This window comes from Novosphingobium endophyticum, from assembly GCF_014640675.1.
Lineage (GTDB): Bacteria > Pseudomonadota > Alphaproteobacteria > Sphingomonadales > Sphingomonadaceae > Novosphingobium > Novosphingobium endophyticum.
On sequence record NZ_BMHK01000036.1, the window covers coordinates 1 to 16,051 of the forward strand.

Annotated in this window: 20 protein-coding genes and 1 pseudogene; 2 read left to right on the plus strand and 19 right to left on the minus strand. The window is 62.9% G+C overall.

What is annotated here, in order from left to right; translation table 11 throughout:
- On the plus strand, window positions 1-208 hold a 208-nt coding region (locus IEX32_RS17530; protein ID WP_229736464.1), incomplete at its 5' end, for an ATP-binding protein.
- 37 nt (window positions 209-245) lie between these two features.
- On the opposite strand, the gene IEX32_RS17535 is transcribed toward IEX32_RS17530, so the two are convergent.
- The 13 genes from IEX32_RS17535 to IEX32_RS17595 all read right to left on the minus strand — a co-directional run bounded on the left by IEX32_RS17535 (window position 246) and on the right by IEX32_RS17595 (window position 11,540).
- On the minus strand, window positions 246-1,361 hold the full coding sequence (locus IEX32_RS17535) for a DUF1214 domain-containing protein (RefSeq protein ID WP_188772845.1): 1,116 nt from the start codon (window positions 1,359-1,361) through the stop codon (window positions 246-248).
- An 80-nt stretch (window positions 1,362-1,441) separates the two neighbouring features.
- Window positions 1,442-2,590: a sulfotransferase family protein gene (locus IEX32_RS17540; RefSeq protein WP_188772846.1), complete on the minus strand. Its 1,149-nt coding sequence runs from the start codon at window positions 2,588-2,590 to the stop codon at window positions 1,442-1,444.
- Between the two features lie 147 nt (window positions 2,591-2,737).
- Window positions 2,738-3,577: an SDR family oxidoreductase gene (locus IEX32_RS17545; RefSeq protein WP_188772847.1), complete on the minus strand. Its 840-nt coding sequence runs from the start codon at window positions 3,575-3,577 to the stop codon at window positions 2,738-2,740.
- Window positions 3,577-3,930, minus strand: a complete 354-nt coding sequence (locus IEX32_RS17550; protein WP_188772848.1) for a hypothetical protein — start codon at window positions 3,928-3,930, stop codon at window positions 3,577-3,579. Before IEX32_RS17550 ends, IEX32_RS17545 begins: the two co-directional genes overlap by 1 nt.
- Entirely contained in the window at window positions 3,927-5,120 is a 1,194-nt protein-coding gene (locus IEX32_RS17555) for an aromatic ring-hydroxylating oxygenase subunit alpha (protein WP_229736465.1), read from the minus strand. Before IEX32_RS17555 ends, IEX32_RS17550 begins: the two co-directional genes overlap by 4 nt.
- A 78-nt stretch (window positions 5,121-5,198) precedes the next feature.
- Window positions 5,199-5,798: a TetR/AcrR family transcriptional regulator gene (locus IEX32_RS17560; protein WP_188772850.1), complete on the minus strand. Its 600-nt coding sequence runs from the start codon at window positions 5,796-5,798 to the stop codon at window positions 5,199-5,201.
- A 407-nt stretch (window positions 5,799-6,205) separates the two neighbouring features.
- Window positions 6,206-6,679 (minus strand): tyrosine-type recombinase/integrase, encoded by a 474-nt coding sequence (locus tag IEX32_RS17565; protein ID WP_229736466.1) that lies wholly within the window; start codon window positions 6,677-6,679, stop codon window positions 6,206-6,208.
- A gap of 517 nt (window positions 6,680-7,196) precedes the next feature.
- Entirely contained in the window at window positions 7,197-7,937 is a 741-nt protein-coding gene (locus tag IEX32_RS17570; RefSeq protein ID WP_188772851.1) for a 3-oxoacyl-ACP reductase family protein, read from the minus strand.
- Between the two features lie 17 nt (window positions 7,938-7,954).
- On the minus strand, window positions 7,955-8,512 hold the full coding sequence (locus IEX32_RS17575) for a nuclear transport factor 2 family protein (RefSeq protein ID WP_188772852.1): 558 nt from the start codon (window positions 8,510-8,512) through the stop codon (window positions 7,955-7,957).
- Between the two features lie 25 nt (window positions 8,513-8,537).
- Window positions 8,538-9,407, minus strand: a complete 870-nt coding sequence (locus IEX32_RS17580; RefSeq protein WP_188772853.1) for an SMP-30/gluconolactonase/LRE family protein — start codon at window positions 9,405-9,407, stop codon at window positions 8,538-8,540.
- 25 nt (window positions 9,408-9,432) lie between these two features.
- Window positions 9,433-9,738: a putative quinol monooxygenase gene (locus tag IEX32_RS17585; protein ID WP_188772854.1), complete on the minus strand. Its 306-nt coding sequence runs from the start codon at window positions 9,736-9,738 to the stop codon at window positions 9,433-9,435.
- A gap of 52 nt (window positions 9,739-9,790) precedes the next feature.
- On the minus strand, window positions 9,791-10,660 hold the full coding sequence (locus tag IEX32_RS17590; RefSeq protein ID WP_188772855.1) for an SDR family NAD(P)-dependent oxidoreductase: 870 nt from the start codon (window positions 10,658-10,660) through the stop codon (window positions 9,791-9,793).
- Window positions 10,661-10,670: 10 nt separating this feature from the next.
- Window positions 10,671-11,540: a TauD/TfdA dioxygenase family protein gene (locus IEX32_RS17595; RefSeq protein ID WP_188772856.1), complete on the minus strand. Its 870-nt coding sequence runs from the start codon at window positions 11,538-11,540 to the stop codon at window positions 10,671-10,673.
- Window positions 11,541-11,667: 127 nt separating this feature from the next.
- Here IEX32_RS17595 and IEX32_RS17600 point away from each other — a divergent pair, with 127 nt between their 5' ends.
- Window positions 11,668-12,291 (plus strand): TetR/AcrR family transcriptional regulator, encoded by a 624-nt coding sequence (locus tag IEX32_RS17600; protein ID WP_188772857.1) that lies wholly within the window; start codon window positions 11,668-11,670, stop codon window positions 12,289-12,291.
- Window positions 12,292-12,342: 51 nt separating this feature from the next.
- On the opposite strand, the gene IEX32_RS17605 is transcribed toward IEX32_RS17600, so the two are convergent.
- The 6 genes and pseudogenes from IEX32_RS17605 to IEX32_RS17630 form a co-directional block, all read right to left on the minus strand.
- Window positions 12,343-12,987 (minus strand): glutathione S-transferase family protein, encoded by a 645-nt coding sequence (locus tag IEX32_RS17605; protein ID WP_188772858.1) that lies wholly within the window; start codon window positions 12,985-12,987, stop codon window positions 12,343-12,345.
- A gap of 158 nt (window positions 12,988-13,145) precedes the next feature.
- Complete coding sequence (locus IEX32_RS17610; protein WP_188772859.1) at window positions 13,146-13,676, minus strand: SRPBCC family protein; 531 nt, start codon at window positions 13,674-13,676, stop codon at window positions 13,146-13,148.
- A complete protein-coding gene (locus IEX32_RS17615) occupies window positions 13,673-14,047 on the minus strand; it encodes an ArsR/SmtB family transcription factor (RefSeq protein WP_229736467.1) in 375 nt (124 codons plus the stop codon). The genes IEX32_RS17610 and IEX32_RS17615 overlap by 4 nt, the downstream gene beginning before the upstream one ends.
- Before the next feature lie 55 nt (window positions 14,048-14,102).
- A complete protein-coding gene (locus IEX32_RS17620; protein WP_188772860.1) occupies window positions 14,103-14,756 on the minus strand; it encodes a glutathione S-transferase family protein in 654 nt (217 codons plus the stop codon).
- Between the two features lie 14 nt (window positions 14,757-14,770).
- A pseudogene (gene arr / locus IEX32_RS17625) lies at window positions 14,771-15,189 on the minus strand (NAD(+)--rifampin ADP-ribosyltransferase).
- A gap of 74 nt (window positions 15,190-15,263) precedes the next feature.
- Window positions 15,264-15,998 (minus strand): DUF899 family protein, encoded by a 735-nt coding sequence (locus IEX32_RS17630; RefSeq protein WP_188772861.1) that lies wholly within the window; start codon window positions 15,996-15,998, stop codon window positions 15,264-15,266.
- Between the last annotated feature and the right edge of the window lie 53 nt (window positions 15,999-16,051).

The window sequence follows — 16,051 nt, forward strand, 5'->3', positions numbered from 1 at the left end:
CCCGGACCCCGCGATGACGCTCGCAGCAGTGGACAGGCTCGTGCACCACGCCACCATCTTCGAGATGAACGTCGAAAGTTACCGCCGGCGAACCGCACAGGCCCGCCGCACGGGCGCCGGAAGGCCGGCTGCCTACACCACTCCGAAAGTCCTCGAGACCATCCGCGACAATCAGGATGAGAACGAGGCCCTTGCCAGCGACAATTAAAATCGGCACTCAATGACGCGCCGCGACAATCACATTCTCATCCTGATTGACGCGCAAACCTCATCCAGTTTGTCGCGCTACACCCCGCGGTGTCGAGCCAATTTTTCACCCCCGGATCCCTGTGGGCGACGACGATCCGCAGCTTCCCGTCTGCATCGGGCGCCGCCTGGTCGATGTTGAGACTGGAGTGATTGTTGAACCAATCGGTCGTCTCATAAATCTCGTTGGTCAGGATCAGCGATCGGTATTGGCACTTCATTGGGACCGGTGACTCGACGATCAGCGCCTCGTCCTCGGCCAGCTCATAGGCCGCTTCGTAGTAAAACTGTCCTTGGAGAGAACCAGCGCCGACGTTGAAGTCCGTGAACTTGTTGATGAAGCCTTCCGATCGAAGCTGCTCATGGTGATCGACGAACATCAGCGCCAAGGTGTCGATCGCCTTCGGCAGGGCGCGAAGGCGCTGTTCGAGCACGGTTGCAGTCGGCCTCGGCCGGCCCATCGGCCGATCGACCCGCTCGATCGCCAAAGTGGGGCTCTGCTCCTGTCCCCACTTCGAGCTCACCATGCGCAGCAGGAGCATATGCGCGCCCGGATCGAGCTGCCACCAGTCACCATCATAGCCGGCTGGCCTCGTCGGGCTCAGCAGAAGCTCGAAGCGACCGTCCGTGTCGGCCTTGAGATCGGACAGGAATATCTGCGGACGGAGCTGGCCGCCGCCGCGGATCCCCTGTGCGATGACCGCATGGTTGAGCGTCCGGCGCAGACCGCGGATGCGGTAGGTGCCGCCAGGCGTGATCGCGGCGCTGCGGTACAACGTGTCGGCGTTGGGCTGCCCCACATTGAGCACCTGACCAATCGAAGGCAGGAACTGCGGGAAGTCGCCGTCAGCCCCGATCGCGCTCAGCGACTGCGAAGCAAGTGCCTCCAGCGCCAGTCGCCCGACTTCCTGCTGTACCTGCGGATCGGAGCGCATCGGCTCCGGCAGTTTGGCCAACATTCGCTCCGGCAGGGTTCGCAACGATTCCACGATTTCGTTCCACCCGGGCACCGGCGCGGGAGGTTGTGCCGGCTTCTCCTGCGCGCGTGCAGACATCGAAACCGCCGCCAGCGAGAGGGCCGCCAAGCCAACAGACCACACGCGTCGTTGCGACATCTCTATTCTCCCCTTGGCGGGCGATCGCATCGTCGCTGCACGTTAGTCTGCGCAGCGGAGCCGCTTGTTTGTGTGACGCTCTATGCGCTGCTCACCGGAATGTCGTGGCGCTCGATATAGGCTTCAAATCGCTCGCGAACTTCATTCTTGTCGAGCCCGAACTCGGCCAGGTCGTAGCTATGCTTGCCGTGCTTGCCTTGCTGATTGTCGGCCATGTAGGCCCGCATCGCGGCTTCCGCCTCCGACGTGAACGGGTCGCCGAAGCGCTCGTAAATGCCGCGCACGGTGCCAATCGGATCGCGCATGACGTCTGCATACTGGACATCGTAGATTGCGTCCGCGCCATGCTTCGCCCGGAATGCCTCGGCGCGCTCGATCATAATTTCGAAGGTATCGATGAAGGTCCGCCCGATGCCAATCAGGTCGACATCGTCGCTGTAGATCGCTCGCACGTGCCTAATCAGGCTGCAGATCGAGCCGACCACGTCCGCCGGATCGCGGTGCGTCATTACGAGCTGCGCATCGGGGTACACGGCATTCAGTGCGTCCAGATAGAGCGGGTGCCATGGGTTCTTGAGCGTCCAGCGTCCTCCGGCGTGTTGCTGCAGTACCTGCAAAGTCCGCTTGTGGTGCTGGAACGCGGGCAGGTAATCCGCCTCGTGCAGGAACCAGTCGCGGTAGCTGGGAATGTCCGCCTGCGATTCATATACCTGTGAACAGTAGCTCGGCGTCATCAGGAACTGGCACTCGGTTGGGCTGTCGGCATCCTCGTAATGGATAGCGGCGATGTGCGGCATGAACTTGAGCGCCATCTGCGTCTTGTCCTGCATCGCCTGGTATCGCGGGCCTGCATGCAGTTCTTCGGGCTGTGGCGGCGGAGTCGGTTCGAACGCCTCCCAGCGCATGAACGAACGGCGGGCGGGGTCTGAGGCTAACAAGTTGATCGCCAGCGTCGTACCTGTTCGCGGCAAGCCGAAAACGAACAGCGGCTTTTCGATCGGGCTATCGAGCAGTTCCGGATGCTCCTTGAGCCAGCCCTCGATCCTCATGCGCACCGCCATGTAGTTGACGAGGTCCGCATGCGCCATCTGCGAACCGCGCTCGGTGAAGCGCGCCTCTTCGCCGTAGGCCCTCAATAGACGCTGCAAGCCGTCAAGGACCGAGTGGTCGCCGATATCCGTGAGCCCCGTCTTTGCGGATGCCGCAGCGATGACTTCATCCACCGTCATGTTCATACTACTCCCAACGCATCGAAGGTGCTGCACCTGGGCATCGGCCTCTGCAAGTAGGGGCACAGGTGTTTCCTGGGATTAAGCCGCCGCTGCCAATGGCTTGACCTGCGAGGCAAAGCCGTTGCAGGAAGCTCGTGCCGATCGTCAGAAGCGAACGCCCTCAACCCTTGGCGCTGCCGCGCCAGTGCTATAATTCGGCTGGGCGGGCTCGCCGAACGCGGCCAGGATGCGCTGGTGGCGCGCTTCCAAGCCGGGTCGGTATTCGGGGTGGGTGACGATGTACGACTCGTCGGCTTCGACCGCCCGGACTACCGCCCGGCCGAGCCAGAGCGGGTCCATCATCCTGGCGCGCAGCGCGGCAACGCGTTCAGGGTCGCCGCCGGCTGGGCCGCCGACGTCGGATTCGGCCATGCGGCTGCGAGTGAGGCCCGGGAACAGCGTGGACACGCCGACGCCGTGCGGCGCCAGCTCCTCGCGCAGAGCATCGGACAGGCCGAGCACTGCGAACTTGCTGGCGGAGTATGCGGCGAAGCTGCCGAACGGGACCAGGCCGTTCATCGACGAAGTGTTGACGATATGCCCACTGCCACGCGCGATCATCTCGGGCGCGACGGTGTGGATGCCGTTGTAGACGCCCGTGACGTTGATCGCCATGAGCCGCTCAAACTCGTCCGGGCCGATCTCGATTAGCGGCTTGAAGCCCGACGAAATGCCGGCGTTATTACACAGCACGTCGATCGCGCCGAAGCGGGCACGCGCGGCGTCGCAGGCCGAGGCCCAGCTTTCGAGCGAGCGCACGTCGAGCGCGGCGACTTCGACCGGAGTATCGGCAGGCAGGCGTGCTGCCTCTTCGCGCGCGAAGGCCAGGTCGATGTCGGCAAGGACGATTCTCGCGCCCCTCTCGGCGAACGCCCGGGCGATGCCGCCGCCGATCCCGCCGTCGCCACCGGTGATGAAGACGGTTTTGCCGCTGAGCTCGCGCATCATGCCGGCTCCCGTTCGGCTGGGGAACGGGTGATCCTCATCCGGTCACGCCACTGCGCGCTTTTGGGTTCATCCGGTCCCTGGATCTCCACCGCGAGGGCGACGTGGGCGAGGCTGAGCATCAGTTCCATCAGCCGCATCTCATCCTGCGACAGCTCACAAAGTGCGCGGGCATCGAGATACTCGAGCGCGCGGTCCAGCAGCGGGTCGGCCGCGGCGAAGAACGCCTCGCGCTCCTCAGCGGTCGAGCTGGTCCGCAGCGCGGCGCGGTTGGCGGAGCCGTTAATCGCCCAGCGCTCCGTAAACGGCTCGAGCACGGCGAATTCATGCGGCAGGGTTGGGCCGGAAGTCATGCGGTCTCTCCGATGCTGCGGGCGTGATCCTGGACCCGGGCATCCACTTCGAGGAACAAATGGCGGCACAGCGCCTCCATGCTCTGGAAGTGGATGTGATCCAGCGCGCCGCTAGACAGGCCGCGCTGGCCCCGCTCGATGATCGAGATGTCCTCGCAATGGATGTCGCGAACTTGCGCGAGCGAATATTCGCGGGCGAAGCGCTCCGATGCGTTGCTGTCCTCGCTGGCCCAGTAGACCCGCACGACCCCGCGCGAGCGCTCCGGCCCGAGCGGGTAAACGGTGTGCGAGAACGGCTGGGTCGGCGTGCCGATCACGAACAAATTGGGAAAGAAGGCGAGGTAGTCGCGGCCATAGGGCAGTTCCAAAATGCCATGTTTGGCGGCTGAGTGGACGGCCTTCATCGCGGCCTTGAGCTGAAAGGGCTTGAGGGTGGGCTTCGGGTGAGCCCAGATCCGCTGGGTGCGGTGCGGCCCGCTAAAGCCCATGCTGGTGGGGTAGCCGTATTCGTTGTCGCCTCCGATCCCCGCCCCGCCCGAGCGCGGATGGATAAAGCGCAGGTGATAATTCTCCTGGAAGTTGTCGTAGGTCAGCTTCCAGTTGGCGTCGATTTCGTAGGTATACTCCGCGAAAGTCGTGGCGCGGGCGACGGGCATCTGCTCGAGCCGCTCCGCGTATTCGCCCAGCCATTCGCGCAGTGGCTCAGCTGCGGGGTCGAAGTTTACGAACAGCATCCCGCCGCACTCGGAGACGGCGACCTCGCGCAACGCGCAGTCTTCCTTCTCAAGGTGGAAGGCATCGAAATCGGGCGCGGAGAGCAGCGCGCCGTCGGTGCCGAAAGTCCACATATGGTAGGGGCAGCTGAACTTGCTCTGGCGGCCTTGCGCCTCATCGACCAGCTGCGTGCCGCGGTGGGGGCAGACGTTATGGAACGCCCGCACCGCCCCTTCGCGGCCCCGTACGATCAGCAGCGAAGCGCGCGCGAACTCCAGCTCCCGGCGAATGAAGCTGCCAGTCTCGGGAATCTCGCAGACGTGGCCGATATTGATCCAGCTCTTGAGGAACACCGCCTGGCGCTCCAGCTCGTTGTAGGCCGGATCGTAGTAGGGTTTGGCCGGGACAGGGGCCGTGCCCAGCCAGGCGAGGTCGTCGGCGGGGATGCGTTGAAAAGTCGAAGTCTGCTGGTCCACGGGCGGCATCCTGTTTCGGTTGTGCCCTAGGTATAATCGACTTTCTCACAACTTCCAGCACATGTGTTGGAAGTTTATCTACTCTCGCAGCAAGCCCTCGCGTCGGAGCATCCGCTGCTGCTCCCGGCGGAACCGCTCGACCACCTCGTCGTCACTGAGTTCGGGCCGAACGCTGCTGCGGAACACCCGCGGCCCGATGATCGCTCCAACCAGCATCAGGGTGCAATAGACCTCGACGTCGACCTCTTCTCCCCCTCCGGCACGGGTGCGGGCGCTGGCGGCGACGAACTCGTCCCACTTGGGATAGCGGTCGCGGATGTCGCCGGGGGCGACGAACTGCTCGATCCACAGCTTGATCAGGTCGGGGTTGTCGAGCACGAACCGCGCGACGAAGTCGATGCGATCCTGCTGGCTCTCCGGCGCGGAAAAGCCGCGGGTGAGCTGCTCGGACGACCAGGCGCTGACCGCTTCCAGTAGTGCCTCGCGGCTGGCGAAGTGATAATAGACGGTCGCGCGGTTCATGCCCACCGCGCGGGCCAGGGCGGCGACCGACAGGGCCTCGACCCCGTTCTCCGAAATGAGCCGCACGGAGGCCTCAATCAGCGCCTGGTGGGTCGCCTCAAAACTCTTGTTGCGCCGGGCGCGCGGCTGTGCGGAGGACGAGGACGATGGTGGCATGCAAACCGCTATGCCCTGTGGCGCGCCTCAGGGGAAGGTACTCGCGCCGAACCGTAACCTGCGTTCGTACCCGATGCGATGTTCGTACGGCTCTGCCGGACCAACGTGGCAGGCATCACAAAGCGTCGCTACAAGGTGCTATCGCCCACCCTTTTCGCAGTTTCAGATCTTCGCCCGAGGTGATCCGCGCTACTTCTTCGCCCGGCCCATGGAAATAGCGGACTTCTCGCATTGGTTTGACTGTCAGGCGGCACTGCAAGTAGCTTAACCGCGCACCACAGCGTGACACAAGGACCCCACTGTGTCGGAGGGGGCGGGAGGCCGCTCCTCCTGGCAACTGCCGCCCTCATGGCGGGTTAAAGCAGCGCGATGGTCTGGTCGCTAAGCGGCCGCGTCATCAAAATCTCCTATGATGATTGTCCAGCGGGGCACGTGAGATCCCTGCGTTGGAACTGGGTGACGCGGAGGCCCGCACCATAGGCGACGAGCGCGGCCTTGTACTTGATACCCGGCGCCGCCTCGAGCAGCCGGGCGGCCTCCTCGACGCTCAGGACCTCGCGCGTCTTGTGCGGTCGGCGCATCGCCACCAGGCCCCGTGCCAAATCGCGCCGCCTGAGCGTCACCGTGTACTGGAAGCGCAACGCCGAAACCGCGCCATTGATGGTGCCCGCACTGGCGCCGCTCTCGTGCTGGTGGATCTGGAAATTGCGCAGATCCTCCGCCGTCGCCGTGTCGGGCGGACGGCCGAGGTAGGCGGCAAAGCGCCGGACGTGGCGGATGTACTGTTCCTGCGTGCGCGGCAGCAGGCCCCGCATCATCATGTCGTGCTGCATGCGCTGGCGCAGCGGCTTGGCGGGCGTGTCGGTGGAAATGGTAGCCATGGCAAGTTCCTCTCGGTTGAAGGAACTTGCAGGCTCAGCGGCGAACTCGCCCCCGCAAAGCTCACAGCTAGCCCGCCCCACGCGACCCTCCCGCGCAGCGGGTTCGTCCTTGTTGGCGGCTACCGCCGCCCCACCCGGGCCGCGAGCGAAGGGCAGCATTTCAAACTTTTAATCCAGAAGGCGCCGTTCCGGAGCCGCCGACAAGGCTGTCATCCAGATCCTCCCCGGAACGGGGAGGGGGACCGCCCGCGAAGCGGGTGGTGGAGGGGTCGGAGGCTCGCCGATCGCATTGAGGTTCAAGGCGAGAGATTCCGACCCCTCCGTCAGCCTCCGGCTGCCACCTCCCCGTTCCGGGGAGGATTTGGCACGTCCGCTCACCCAACAAAGGCGCCTTCCGTGCGGCTGATCGACGACGTTGCTTCCGGTCATTCGATGCCCGGTGACGTAACATGAACCTACGGCAGGTTCCGACGCGCCGGTCCGAGGCGGCGAATGGCGGCTCTGTCGGCGGATTTGATCAGTTGAGATACCTGCCGCCGTTCACACTCAGCGTGTGCCCGGTTATGTAGTCAGCATCCTCCGAAGCCAAAAATGCAACGGCTGCCGCGATGCTCTCGGGCCGACCCGATCGCTTCATTGGCGTGAGCGGCGCGAAGGCGTCGACGTCCACTGGCGATTCCTGCAGACCCTCGGTGTTCACGAAGCCTGGCGGAACGTTGTTCACCGTGATGCCGCGGGTCGCGTACTCCATCGCCAGCGATTTGGTGAAGCCGATCACCCCGGCCTTCGAAGCCGAATAGTGCGTCTGTCGTGCGGAACCCGTCTGCGCCGATGAAGACGAGATGTTGATGATGCGGCCCCAGCCGCCCTCGAGCATGTCCGGAATAATCGCCTTGCAGCAGAGGAACGGGCCTTTGAGGTTTATGGCCATGAGGTCGTCCCAGAGCTCTTCGGTGAGTTCCTCGAACTTGCAGAACGGGGAAAGCGCAGCGTTGTTGACGAGGATCGAAACCTTGCCAAGTCCAGCATGCGTCGCGGCCAAGGCCGCCGCGATGTCATCGCGTTTGGCCGAGTTTCCGCCGCAGGCGAGCGCTTGTCCGCCACGCTCGCGCACGATCGCGGCTGTCTCTTCGGCACCTTCTGAATTCAAGTCCCACGCCGAGACCGCCGCGCCATCGGTAGCAAGTTTGAGGGTAATAGCGCGGCCGAGCCCACGCGCGGCTCCCGTAACGACCGCGACTTTTCCTGCAAGCGACATTGTCTGATCCCTCGATCTTACCAGCGGCAACCGAATTCAGCGGTGAGCGGTCGCTCGTACGAGGGGTCGGTCCGGTCGCGGTTCCCTCTGAGATAGCCCGAGCCGGGCAGCAGCGCCCCGGTCGGCAAAGCCGCCTTTCCTTCGAGAGCGATTTCCACGGTGGAGCGGCGCAGCGCGATCCGCCATTCGCCGTCGCGCTTTTCCAGTCGGTCTATGTAGCGTCCCGCCAGCACACGGCCCGTCTCGCAGCCCTTGTCGAGGAACATGCCCAGACTATAGCTCTCGGCATGCGCGACATCGCCGTCGATCTCGCACAGGTGCATCGTCACGTTGTGGAGGTTCGCCTCGAATAGCTTCCCATGCGCGGCATTGGCGTGTGTCCCATAGCCGGGACCGGGCACACGGTTCCGGCCGACCTCGTGCAGGCCGTCCTCATGGTAGCTGCTGGCTGTCAGCTCGGCATCGAAGCGGTCGTTGCCCCGCGAATTGCGCTTGATGCATTCGAAGATCGCCTGGCGATCGGATATTTCCTGCATCTTCGCTTCGAGCGCAGCCAGTCGTTCCTCGGTAGTCATGGGCATTCCTCTCGGTTGCGCGGTGTCAGCCCGCAAAACGGTGTTCAAGCCGGCCTCGGAAGCCGAGCCCATCGATCACGTATAGCGCGCCCGCACCGTCTTCGGCCGGTTCACCCTGCGTGCCATGCGCGATCGTGGTGACGAACAGGCGATCGAGGTCGGGACCGCCGAACGCGACGCTGGAGACCAGCTTCACCGGCATGTCGATGGCGCGTTCGAGCGCGCCGTCGGGACGATAAGCGGCTATCTTGCCGCCCTGATAGACAGCGACCCAGAAGAGCCCGTCGACGTCGACTGTCGCGCCATCGGGAAGCCCGCCCAGCGCTCGCGTGGTCACGAAGGGCCGCCTGTTCGAAACCGCGCCAGTCTCGATATCGTAATCGTAGGCGAAGGTCGTATCGACCCAGCTATCGGAGAAATAGAAGGTCTTTTCATCCGGCGACCAGCAAGGACTGTTCGAGAAGTGGATGCCGGCATCGAGCCGGGTGACCGTGCGGTCGGGATCGAGGCGGAACAGTCCGCCGTCGGGCGTCGGCGCGGCAAAGTTGGCCGTGCTGCCGCCGATCAGGAACCGCCCACGGCTGTCAACCTTGCCGTCGTTGTAAACGTAGGGCGGCGGATCGGGCAGCGGATCGATCAATTCGAGCGCGCCGGTGTCGAGATCGAGGAAGTGGATGCCGCTGCGCAGCGTCACGACCGCGGAGCCGCCGCGGCGCAGGACCAGGGTGGTGATCACGCTAGGCATCTCGAGCGTGCGCGTGGCCCCGGTATCGGGATTGAACGAGTGAACCTTCGATCCGGCGTTGTCGATGTAGTGCAGTTCGCCGCGCTCAGCATCCCACATCGGGCTTTCGCCGCCCTTGCATTCCGGGGCGGGCAGCTTCGTGATCTTCATGAGCTTCTCTCCCCGTCAGCCCGGATCAGACCGGCTTGACGCTTTTCACAGGATGGAAGTGGACAGTGGTCTTCGCTCCGGCGACGTAGGGGACGACAAGTTCGCGAAACCGGGCGTGTGCAGGCTCGGGGCGCGATGCCAGATGGGCTTCGAGCGAATCCCATTCCGCCAGAAACATCACGTTGTCGCCGTCCTCCTCGCCGCGCAGCGCGGTGAACGATTTGATGCCGGTGAAGGTCTGAGTGAGCGGAATCGCTTTTTGGGTTAGTACGGCCAGGAACTCATCCATCATGCCGTCCTTGATCGTGATTTCGGCGCGTTCGAGGATCATATGAAACTCCACTGGGCCGCAGCTCGCAGGCCGTGATTCAGGGATGCGGCGCTCACTTCACCTTATGGAGGAAGTATTCAGGCGGCATGGCACCGGTCGTCTCGCGAACCGAGGGCGGGAAACTTCCGCCGATGTCAGTGATGCCAAAGCGCTGTCCTTCCTCCGCGCCGATGATCGTCCGGCCGTTGAAGCGCATAATATCTGGATCGTTGTAAATCGCCCAGGCGACATGACCGGTGTAGTCAGGCGATTCGAGTTGACCGGCGAGGTGCTCGAACCGCTCGGGCATCGCCTCCATCATTCCCGTCAGGCGTTCAGTGGTGAGCGCGCCCATCCAGATCGAAACGGCGGCGACGCTGGCGCCCGCATCGGCGAAGTCGATGCCCATGTCGAAGGCCATCTTGTCGACCCCGGCCTTGTGGGCGCCGTAGGCCGGGCCGAAGCAGTAATGCACCGCACCCGGGGACGAGGTGAAGACGATCAGGCCTCTGTCCTGCTTCACCATGTGCGGCGCCGCGAACCAGCTTGCCACGAAACCGCTGCGAACGCCCACGTCGATCATCTTGCCGATCGAACGCGGTTTTTCCCAGAACTGCCCCGGTTCCGACAGCGCGCCGGAGACCGCACAGGCGTTATTGATCAGAATGTCGATCCGGCCGCGCTCGGCCATCACCTTGGCGATCATCGCTTCCACCTGCTCATCCTCGGCATGGTCGCAGCGGACGGCGACGCCCTTGCCGCCGGCGTCGGTCACTTCGCGCGCAGTTGCATGGATCGTGCCCGGCATCTCGGCGTCGCCCTCGGCTTCCGAGCGCCCCGTGACATAGACCGTGCAGCCGTGCGAGCCGAGCGCGCGGGCGATGCCGCGACCGGCACCGCGGCTCGCTCCTGTAACGATTGCGACGGGTGATTGATCGTGCATCGTCGGTCCTTCAGTAGAGCGCGGCGGAAAGCGGGGACGCGTCACTCCCGATCGCCTCGCGCCCCTTGAGCGTCGTGCGGTGCATCACGCGGCCGGCAGCATCGTCATAGGGATAGGAGCGGTGCAGAAGCCCCGGATTGTTGAAGATGACGAGATCGCCATCCTGCCACTTGTGGCGATAGGTGAAGCGATCCTGCGTGCACCATTCGAGCAGTTCGTCGAGCAAGGCCCGGCTTTTCGTTTCGTCCATGCCTGTAATGTCGTTGGCGGTGGAGCCGATCAGGAGCGCCGACTTCCCGCTTTCCTGCTTCCAGACGAGCGGATGCTCGAGACGCGGGAAGATCGCATCCCAGCGCGCGAAGTCTTCGGCAGTGGGTTGCTCGTAGAGGCGGCGCAGCGACGATGAGAGGCAGTGGCCGACCTTCAGGCCGGCAAGCGCGCGCTTCTTGTCGTCAGGCAGCGCGGCATAGGCGGCATGGAGGTTCGCGAAACCCGTGTCCCCGCCTTCCTTCGGCGCGCTCTCGCACTTGAGCAACGTCGCCTTGACCGGAACCGTGTAGGACATGCCATCTATGTGCCAGAAGTCGTTGCCGAGGATGAACTCGCGCTGGGTCTTGTCGTCCTTGTCGAGTGCGATGCGGAAGATGCCCTTGTTGCTCGCGGCGGAGCCGTCGTCGGTCACCTTATTCTCGTGCATGTCGCCCAGCGCGGCGGTCAATGCGAGGAAGATATCGTCGCTCATCCGAACCTGCGGGAAAACCAGTACGTTATAGCAGTTCAGCGCCTCAAGAAGCAGTTCGGCTGCGCCATCAGCGAGGACGGCCTCGGACGCGACCTCAACGGTCGCACCGATCTCCGGCGTTATGGGCTTGATGAGCATCCTCTGGGCCTTCCTGACGAGTCGCCACATACTAAACACATGTTTAGTAGTGCAAGGTATTGTCGTCAACCTCTACGTGCTCCATTGACTGGCGGCCCTCCTCGCGGGCGCCGAAGGGATTCAACGAGTGAACAAGCCAAAGCGTGTGCGACGCGATCCTGAAACGACGCGAGCGCTCATTCTCGACACGACCGAGCGGCTCATGGTCGACGAAGGCTATGCCGCCGTGACGTCCCGGCGTGTCGCCCAGGAGCTCGGCATCAATGGAGCGACGGTTCACTATTACTATCCGACCACCGACGACCTCTTCATCGCACTCCACAAGCGCATGACCGAGCGCCAGCTAGCTGAATTCGAGCATGTCTTGGCAGCGGAAGACCCGCTGGGAGCGCTCTGGAAGTTCCAATCAGGGTGGGCTCAGTCTGCGCTTGGGGTGGAATTCCTCGCTCTGGCGAACCATCGCAAGGGCATCCGTGAAGTACTGGCGGAAACCACCGACGAGGCCCGCGACGTTCAAACGCAAGCACTCGCGCGCATTTCAAGTCAGTCGATGATCGAGCCCCAAATCCTTCCCCCGATCGCCTTGACCACGATCCTCGTGGCAATTGCCAGAACCCTTGCCAACGAAGAGCGGGTCGGGATCACGCGCGGACATCAAGAGGTGCGCACCTTTGTTGATTGGGCTTTGACCCGCCTCAAACGCGATGAACGAACGGAAGGTCTTGGGGACTTCAACTCGACCGCGCAATAACCAGTTTGTCGGCGCGAGCTGCTACTCCAGTGCCAATACGCGCGGTTCTTGTTAATACTGTTCCCGTCTCGCTTCATCGGCCGTTGCGAAATACGCCAGTTGATCACTGTGAGCTTTCTTGAACGCTGGGCGGTCGGTTACGCGGGCCACATAAGCCTCAGTTGCCGGACGGTCACCGAAGGCACGGACTTTCGGAACGCGTAACACATCCGCCATGAGGAGATCCGCAGCAGTGAAGCGATCGGCTGATAGCCATTCCCGATCTTTCAGAACGTTCTCGAGCTGGTCGAGGCGGTTCGCCATCCAGTCGGCGAGACCGTTGTCCTTTGCACCAGAGATTTCCAGGAACCACCAGGGCACGGACACCATCTCGATCGAGTTGAGGGCGGCGATTATCCATTGAACCGTTTTCGCTTCAGCGATCAGATCACGCGGCATCAGATTCTCGCTCTTTCGAGCCAGATGCAACAAACCCGCGCCGCTTTCGAATATTTCCAATTCGCCGTCGCTCAAAAATGGGACCTGGCCGAAGGGTTGTTGCGAAAGGTGGTTGGTTTCCCGCCCTTCAAACGGGATAGATCGCACGGAATAAACAAGTCCTGCTTCCTCGCACGCCCATCGAAGCCTTAGATCGCGAACAAAGCCACGGGGACCTTCGGGCACCCAATCCAATGTCCAAATGATCAGTTCGCTCATCTACACTCGCCTCGTCCCAAAATCCTTGACCGGCTTGAAACTGTTCGCGCATCAGATGTTTGGCGGGGTGACCGAAACTACATCGGGATGGTGAATTCGCAATCGAGTGTGACCTGAAACGGCAGGCCCGCTCATCGCCATCCATGTGGTGGTCAGCTTCAGCCCTCCTTCCCGAGAGCTTTTTGCATTGCTGCTTCGGCTTCCGCGTGAAGCGCCCAGAAGTTCGCAACACCATCGCCCCGGATCCGCCGTTCGAGCGCGGCGAGATGCGAATGCCAGCCGGAGCCGAAGTTTTCCGCATCGTCGCGACCACGCAGACCCGAATGCGTGAGCACCAAGCGCGTTTTGCCATTCTCCTCCGCAAGCTCGATCGTGACCTCACCGGCTTTCCCTTCATCCCAGGTGAAGGAGAGCAGATGAGGCGGCTCTATACGCGTAATGCGTTCGGCCCAGCTTGCACCCACGTGTGAGGCAAAGCGTTCGGGCACGGGCACGTCGTCATCGGAAAGTCGGTCATGATTCATGGTGAGGCCGAGTTTGCCTCCCACAACGGGTTCGGTCGGGCCGCCCATGAACCATCGGGCGCGAAGGTTCGGTTCGATCAGGAAGCGCCAGACTTTCTCGATCGGCGCATCAAGCAAACGCTCGAACCGCAGCTCTTGAGGTGTGACCCTGTCCGAACCTGTCATGTGTCATCTTCCTTCAATGCAGTTTCGAGCGCGTCGAGGCGCGAGTTCCAGAACCGCTCCCATTGACCCAGCCAGTCGCTGGCTTCCTTCAGCCGGCCGGGCTTGAGGCGGCAGAGCTGTTGACGGCCCACCTTCCGCCGTTCGATGAGACCCGCTCGCTCCAGCACGCCGACATGTTTGGCGGCACCCGCCAGGCTCATGGGGTAAGGCGCGGCGAGTTCGCTAATCGGCTTTTCGCCGAGAGCCAAGGCGGCCAGCATCCCGCGCCGCGTCGGGTCGGCCAGCGCCGTGAAGGTGGTGTCGAGTCGATAGTCAACCATATGGTTTAATATATCAATCCGACCATCATTGTCAACCAGATGGTTGAGCATCGTGACCTCTGTAGCGTCGCCTTGCGCATCTCTCCTCTCCCCCGATAGGATTACGTCAGCCAGGCGACGACGCGTTGAAGACTTCCAGTTGCGCCGCAAAGGCCCGCCGGTATGCGGGACGCGCTTCGCCGCGGGCGACGTAAGCCGACAGGTTCGGATATTCCTCCAGCATGTCCGACGATGCTTTCAGCCGGAGCAGCACCGAGGCCATCATCAGATCGCCGGCGCTGAATACTCCGTCGAGCCAGTCCGCGCCGCCAAGCCATGCGGAAAGCTGACCCAGCCGGGTGCGGATGCGCTCTTCCATCATGGGCAGGCGATGCTCGTGCCAGGCTTCGCTGCGCTCCATGTACGAGGCGGTTTCGCGCTCGACGATCGGCGGCTCCACGGTGTTGAGGGCAGCGAACATCCAGGTCACCGCGCGTGCCCGGGCATTGGCATCGCCCGGCAGCAGGCCAGCATGATGCTCCGCGATATGAAGGATGATCGCTCCCGTCTCGAACAGGGCGAGACCGTCTTCCTCATAGGTCGGGATCTGTCCGAAGGGATGAAGCGCGAGATGTGCTGGCTGTTTCATCTCGGTGAATGAAACAAGGCGAACGTCATAGGGCTGGCCGACCTCTTCGAGGGCCCAGCGGACGCGCATGTCGCGCGCAAGGCCCTGTCCGCGATCGGGAGAGCTCGCAAAGGCGGTAATGATGGGGTTCATAGAAAGTCTCCGATTCAATCCTCGATCGCCACGATCCCGAGCCGCGTGAGTTCCATGAGGTGATCCTTCATCTCCTTGAGCCTCTCGGGCGAATGGCCTTCCCATTCCGCGACCTCTCCGACGACACGCAAAGGATCGCATGTCCGGAACGATTTCGTCGGATTGCCGGGAAACTTCTTGTCCGTCAGATTGGGATCGTCCTCGATAAGCCCGGTCGGCTCGACGATGTAAACTCGGCCGCGTCACTTTGAGCGAGTTCCGCACCCCAGATCGCGGCGTCCAGCGTGCCGGTGAGATAGACATAAGCCGCCTGCTTCCGTTTGCCGTAGTTGGAACTGAAACCGGGTCCGATCAGGTCTCCCGGTTTCAGGTCGGCCTTCGTGCCATGATAGAACGGCTCCGGCGTTTCGCCGTCAGGTGTCTTTCCGTTCAAATCCCATTTCCTTCGTCCTCCAGTTCCGATCACAGGGTGCGGCAGCCCCTGGCCTGTCCGCGAGGCAAAGACCGTCAGCGCGAATAGTCGACCTTCGGGAACCAGTCGCCGCGCCCTTCGGGTGTCGTGTCGAGCAGGCCCCACACCGGATCGATTACATCGAGGCCGCGATGATCCTGTCCGGGATCATCGGGCGCGAACACCAGTTCGCTGCCCCAGAAGTGACGGATCGTATCGCCGTCCTTCCCGAAGACATTGAGCATCGGCTCGTCCCAATTCTCATCGGACTTGTAACCGCGCGCCGTGCGCATTTCGAGGGTCAGCGAAGCGGTGTTGCCATAGTAATGCGCATTATAGTCATTGCCGGCCGTGGAGAGCAGCTGAAGATGCGCCCATCCCCTGTCGTGCGCCCAAGCGGCGAGCCGGGCGATCGGGGAAGCCGCCACGACGCAGAGTGGCGCGCGTTGCGGCACATGGCGCGCCGCGCCGTCGATGCAATCGAGCAGATGGGTGCAGCCCGGACAGGGGACATCGCGTTCCGGCCCGAACATGTAACTGTAGATCAGCAGGGTCGGGAAATCGCCGAACAATTCGGACAATCGCACTTTTTCGGGCCGTTGATACGCGCCGATCCGTTCGAAGACGAAATCTTCGGGGATTACGCCGCCGGGCGGCAACTCACGACGCATTTCCGCGACAGCCTCTGTCTTACGTCGCAGCGCGATCTCCGCGTCGAGCAGGGCGTTGCGCGCCTCGCGATACTCCGAACTCTCGTTCGGAAAGGACATGCGGGGAAATTCTTCGGTCATCCCACGGTCTCCTATTGTCCAGGACCGGCGGCCCGGTCCGACGTCAACGCTAT

What these genes read in the sequence shown, in the direction of transcription:
- IEX32_RS17535 (WP_188772845.1), bottom strand. Translation starts at nt 1,361, where the DNA reads ATGTCGCAACGACGCGTGTGGTCTGTTGGCTTGGCGGCCCTCTCGCTG.
- IEX32_RS17540 (WP_188772846.1), bottom strand. Translation starts at nt 2,590, where the DNA reads ATGACGGTGGATGAAGTCATCGCTGCGGCATCCGCAAAGACGGGGCTC.
- IEX32_RS17545 (WP_188772847.1), bottom strand. Translation starts at nt 3,577, where the DNA reads ATGCGCGAGCTCAGCGGCAAAACCGTCTTCATCACCGGTGGCGACGGC.
- IEX32_RS17550 (WP_188772848.1), bottom strand. Translation starts at nt 3,930, where the DNA reads ATGACTTCCGGCCCAACCCTGCCGCATGAATTCGCCGTGCTCGAGCCG.
- IEX32_RS17560 (WP_188772850.1), bottom strand. Translation starts at nt 5,798, where the DNA reads ATGCCACCATCGTCCTCGTCCTCCGCACAGCCGCGCGCCCGGCGCAAC.
- IEX32_RS17565 (WP_229736466.1), bottom strand. Translation starts at nt 6,679, where the DNA reads ATGGCTACCATTTCCACCGACACGCCCGCCAAGCCGCTGCGCCAGCGC.
- IEX32_RS17570 (WP_188772851.1), bottom strand. Translation starts at nt 7,937, where the DNA reads ATGTCGCTTGCAGGAAAAGTCGCGGTCGTTACGGGAGCCGCGCGTGGG.
- IEX32_RS17575 (WP_188772852.1), bottom strand. Translation starts at nt 8,512, where the DNA reads ATGACTACCGAGGAACGACTGGCTGCGCTCGAAGCGAAGATGCAGGAA.
- IEX32_RS17580 (WP_188772853.1), bottom strand. Translation starts at nt 9,407, where the DNA reads ATGAAGATCACGAAGCTGCCCGCCCCGGAATGCAAGGGCGGCGAAAGC.
- IEX32_RS17585 (WP_188772854.1), bottom strand. Translation starts at nt 9,738, where the DNA reads ATGATCCTCGAACGCGCCGAAATCACGATCAAGGACGGCATGATGGAT.
- IEX32_RS17590 (WP_188772855.1), bottom strand. Translation starts at nt 10,660, where the DNA reads ATGCACGATCAATCACCCGTCGCAATCGTTACAGGAGCGAGCCGCGGT.
- IEX32_RS17595 (WP_188772856.1), bottom strand. Translation starts at nt 11,540, where the DNA reads ATGCTCATCAAGCCCATAACGCCGGAGATCGGTGCGACCGTTGAGGTC.
- IEX32_RS17605 (WP_188772858.1), bottom strand. Translation starts at nt 12,987, where the DNA reads ATGAGCGAACTGATCATTTGGACATTGGATTGGGTGCCCGAAGGTCCC.
- IEX32_RS17610 (WP_188772859.1), bottom strand. Translation starts at nt 13,676, where the DNA reads ATGACAGGTTCGGACAGGGTCACACCTCAAGAGCTGCGGTTCGAGCGT.
- IEX32_RS17615 (WP_229736467.1), bottom strand. Translation starts at nt 14,047, where the DNA reads ATGCTCAACCATCTGGTTGACAATGATGGTCGGATTGATATATTAAAC.
- IEX32_RS17620 (WP_188772860.1), bottom strand. Translation starts at nt 14,756, where the DNA reads ATGAACCCCATCATTACCGCCTTTGCGAGCTCTCCCGATCGCGGACAG.
- IEX32_RS17630 (WP_188772861.1), bottom strand. Translation starts at nt 15,998, where the DNA reads ATGACCGAAGAATTTCCCCGCATGTCCTTTCCGAACGAGAGTTCGGAG.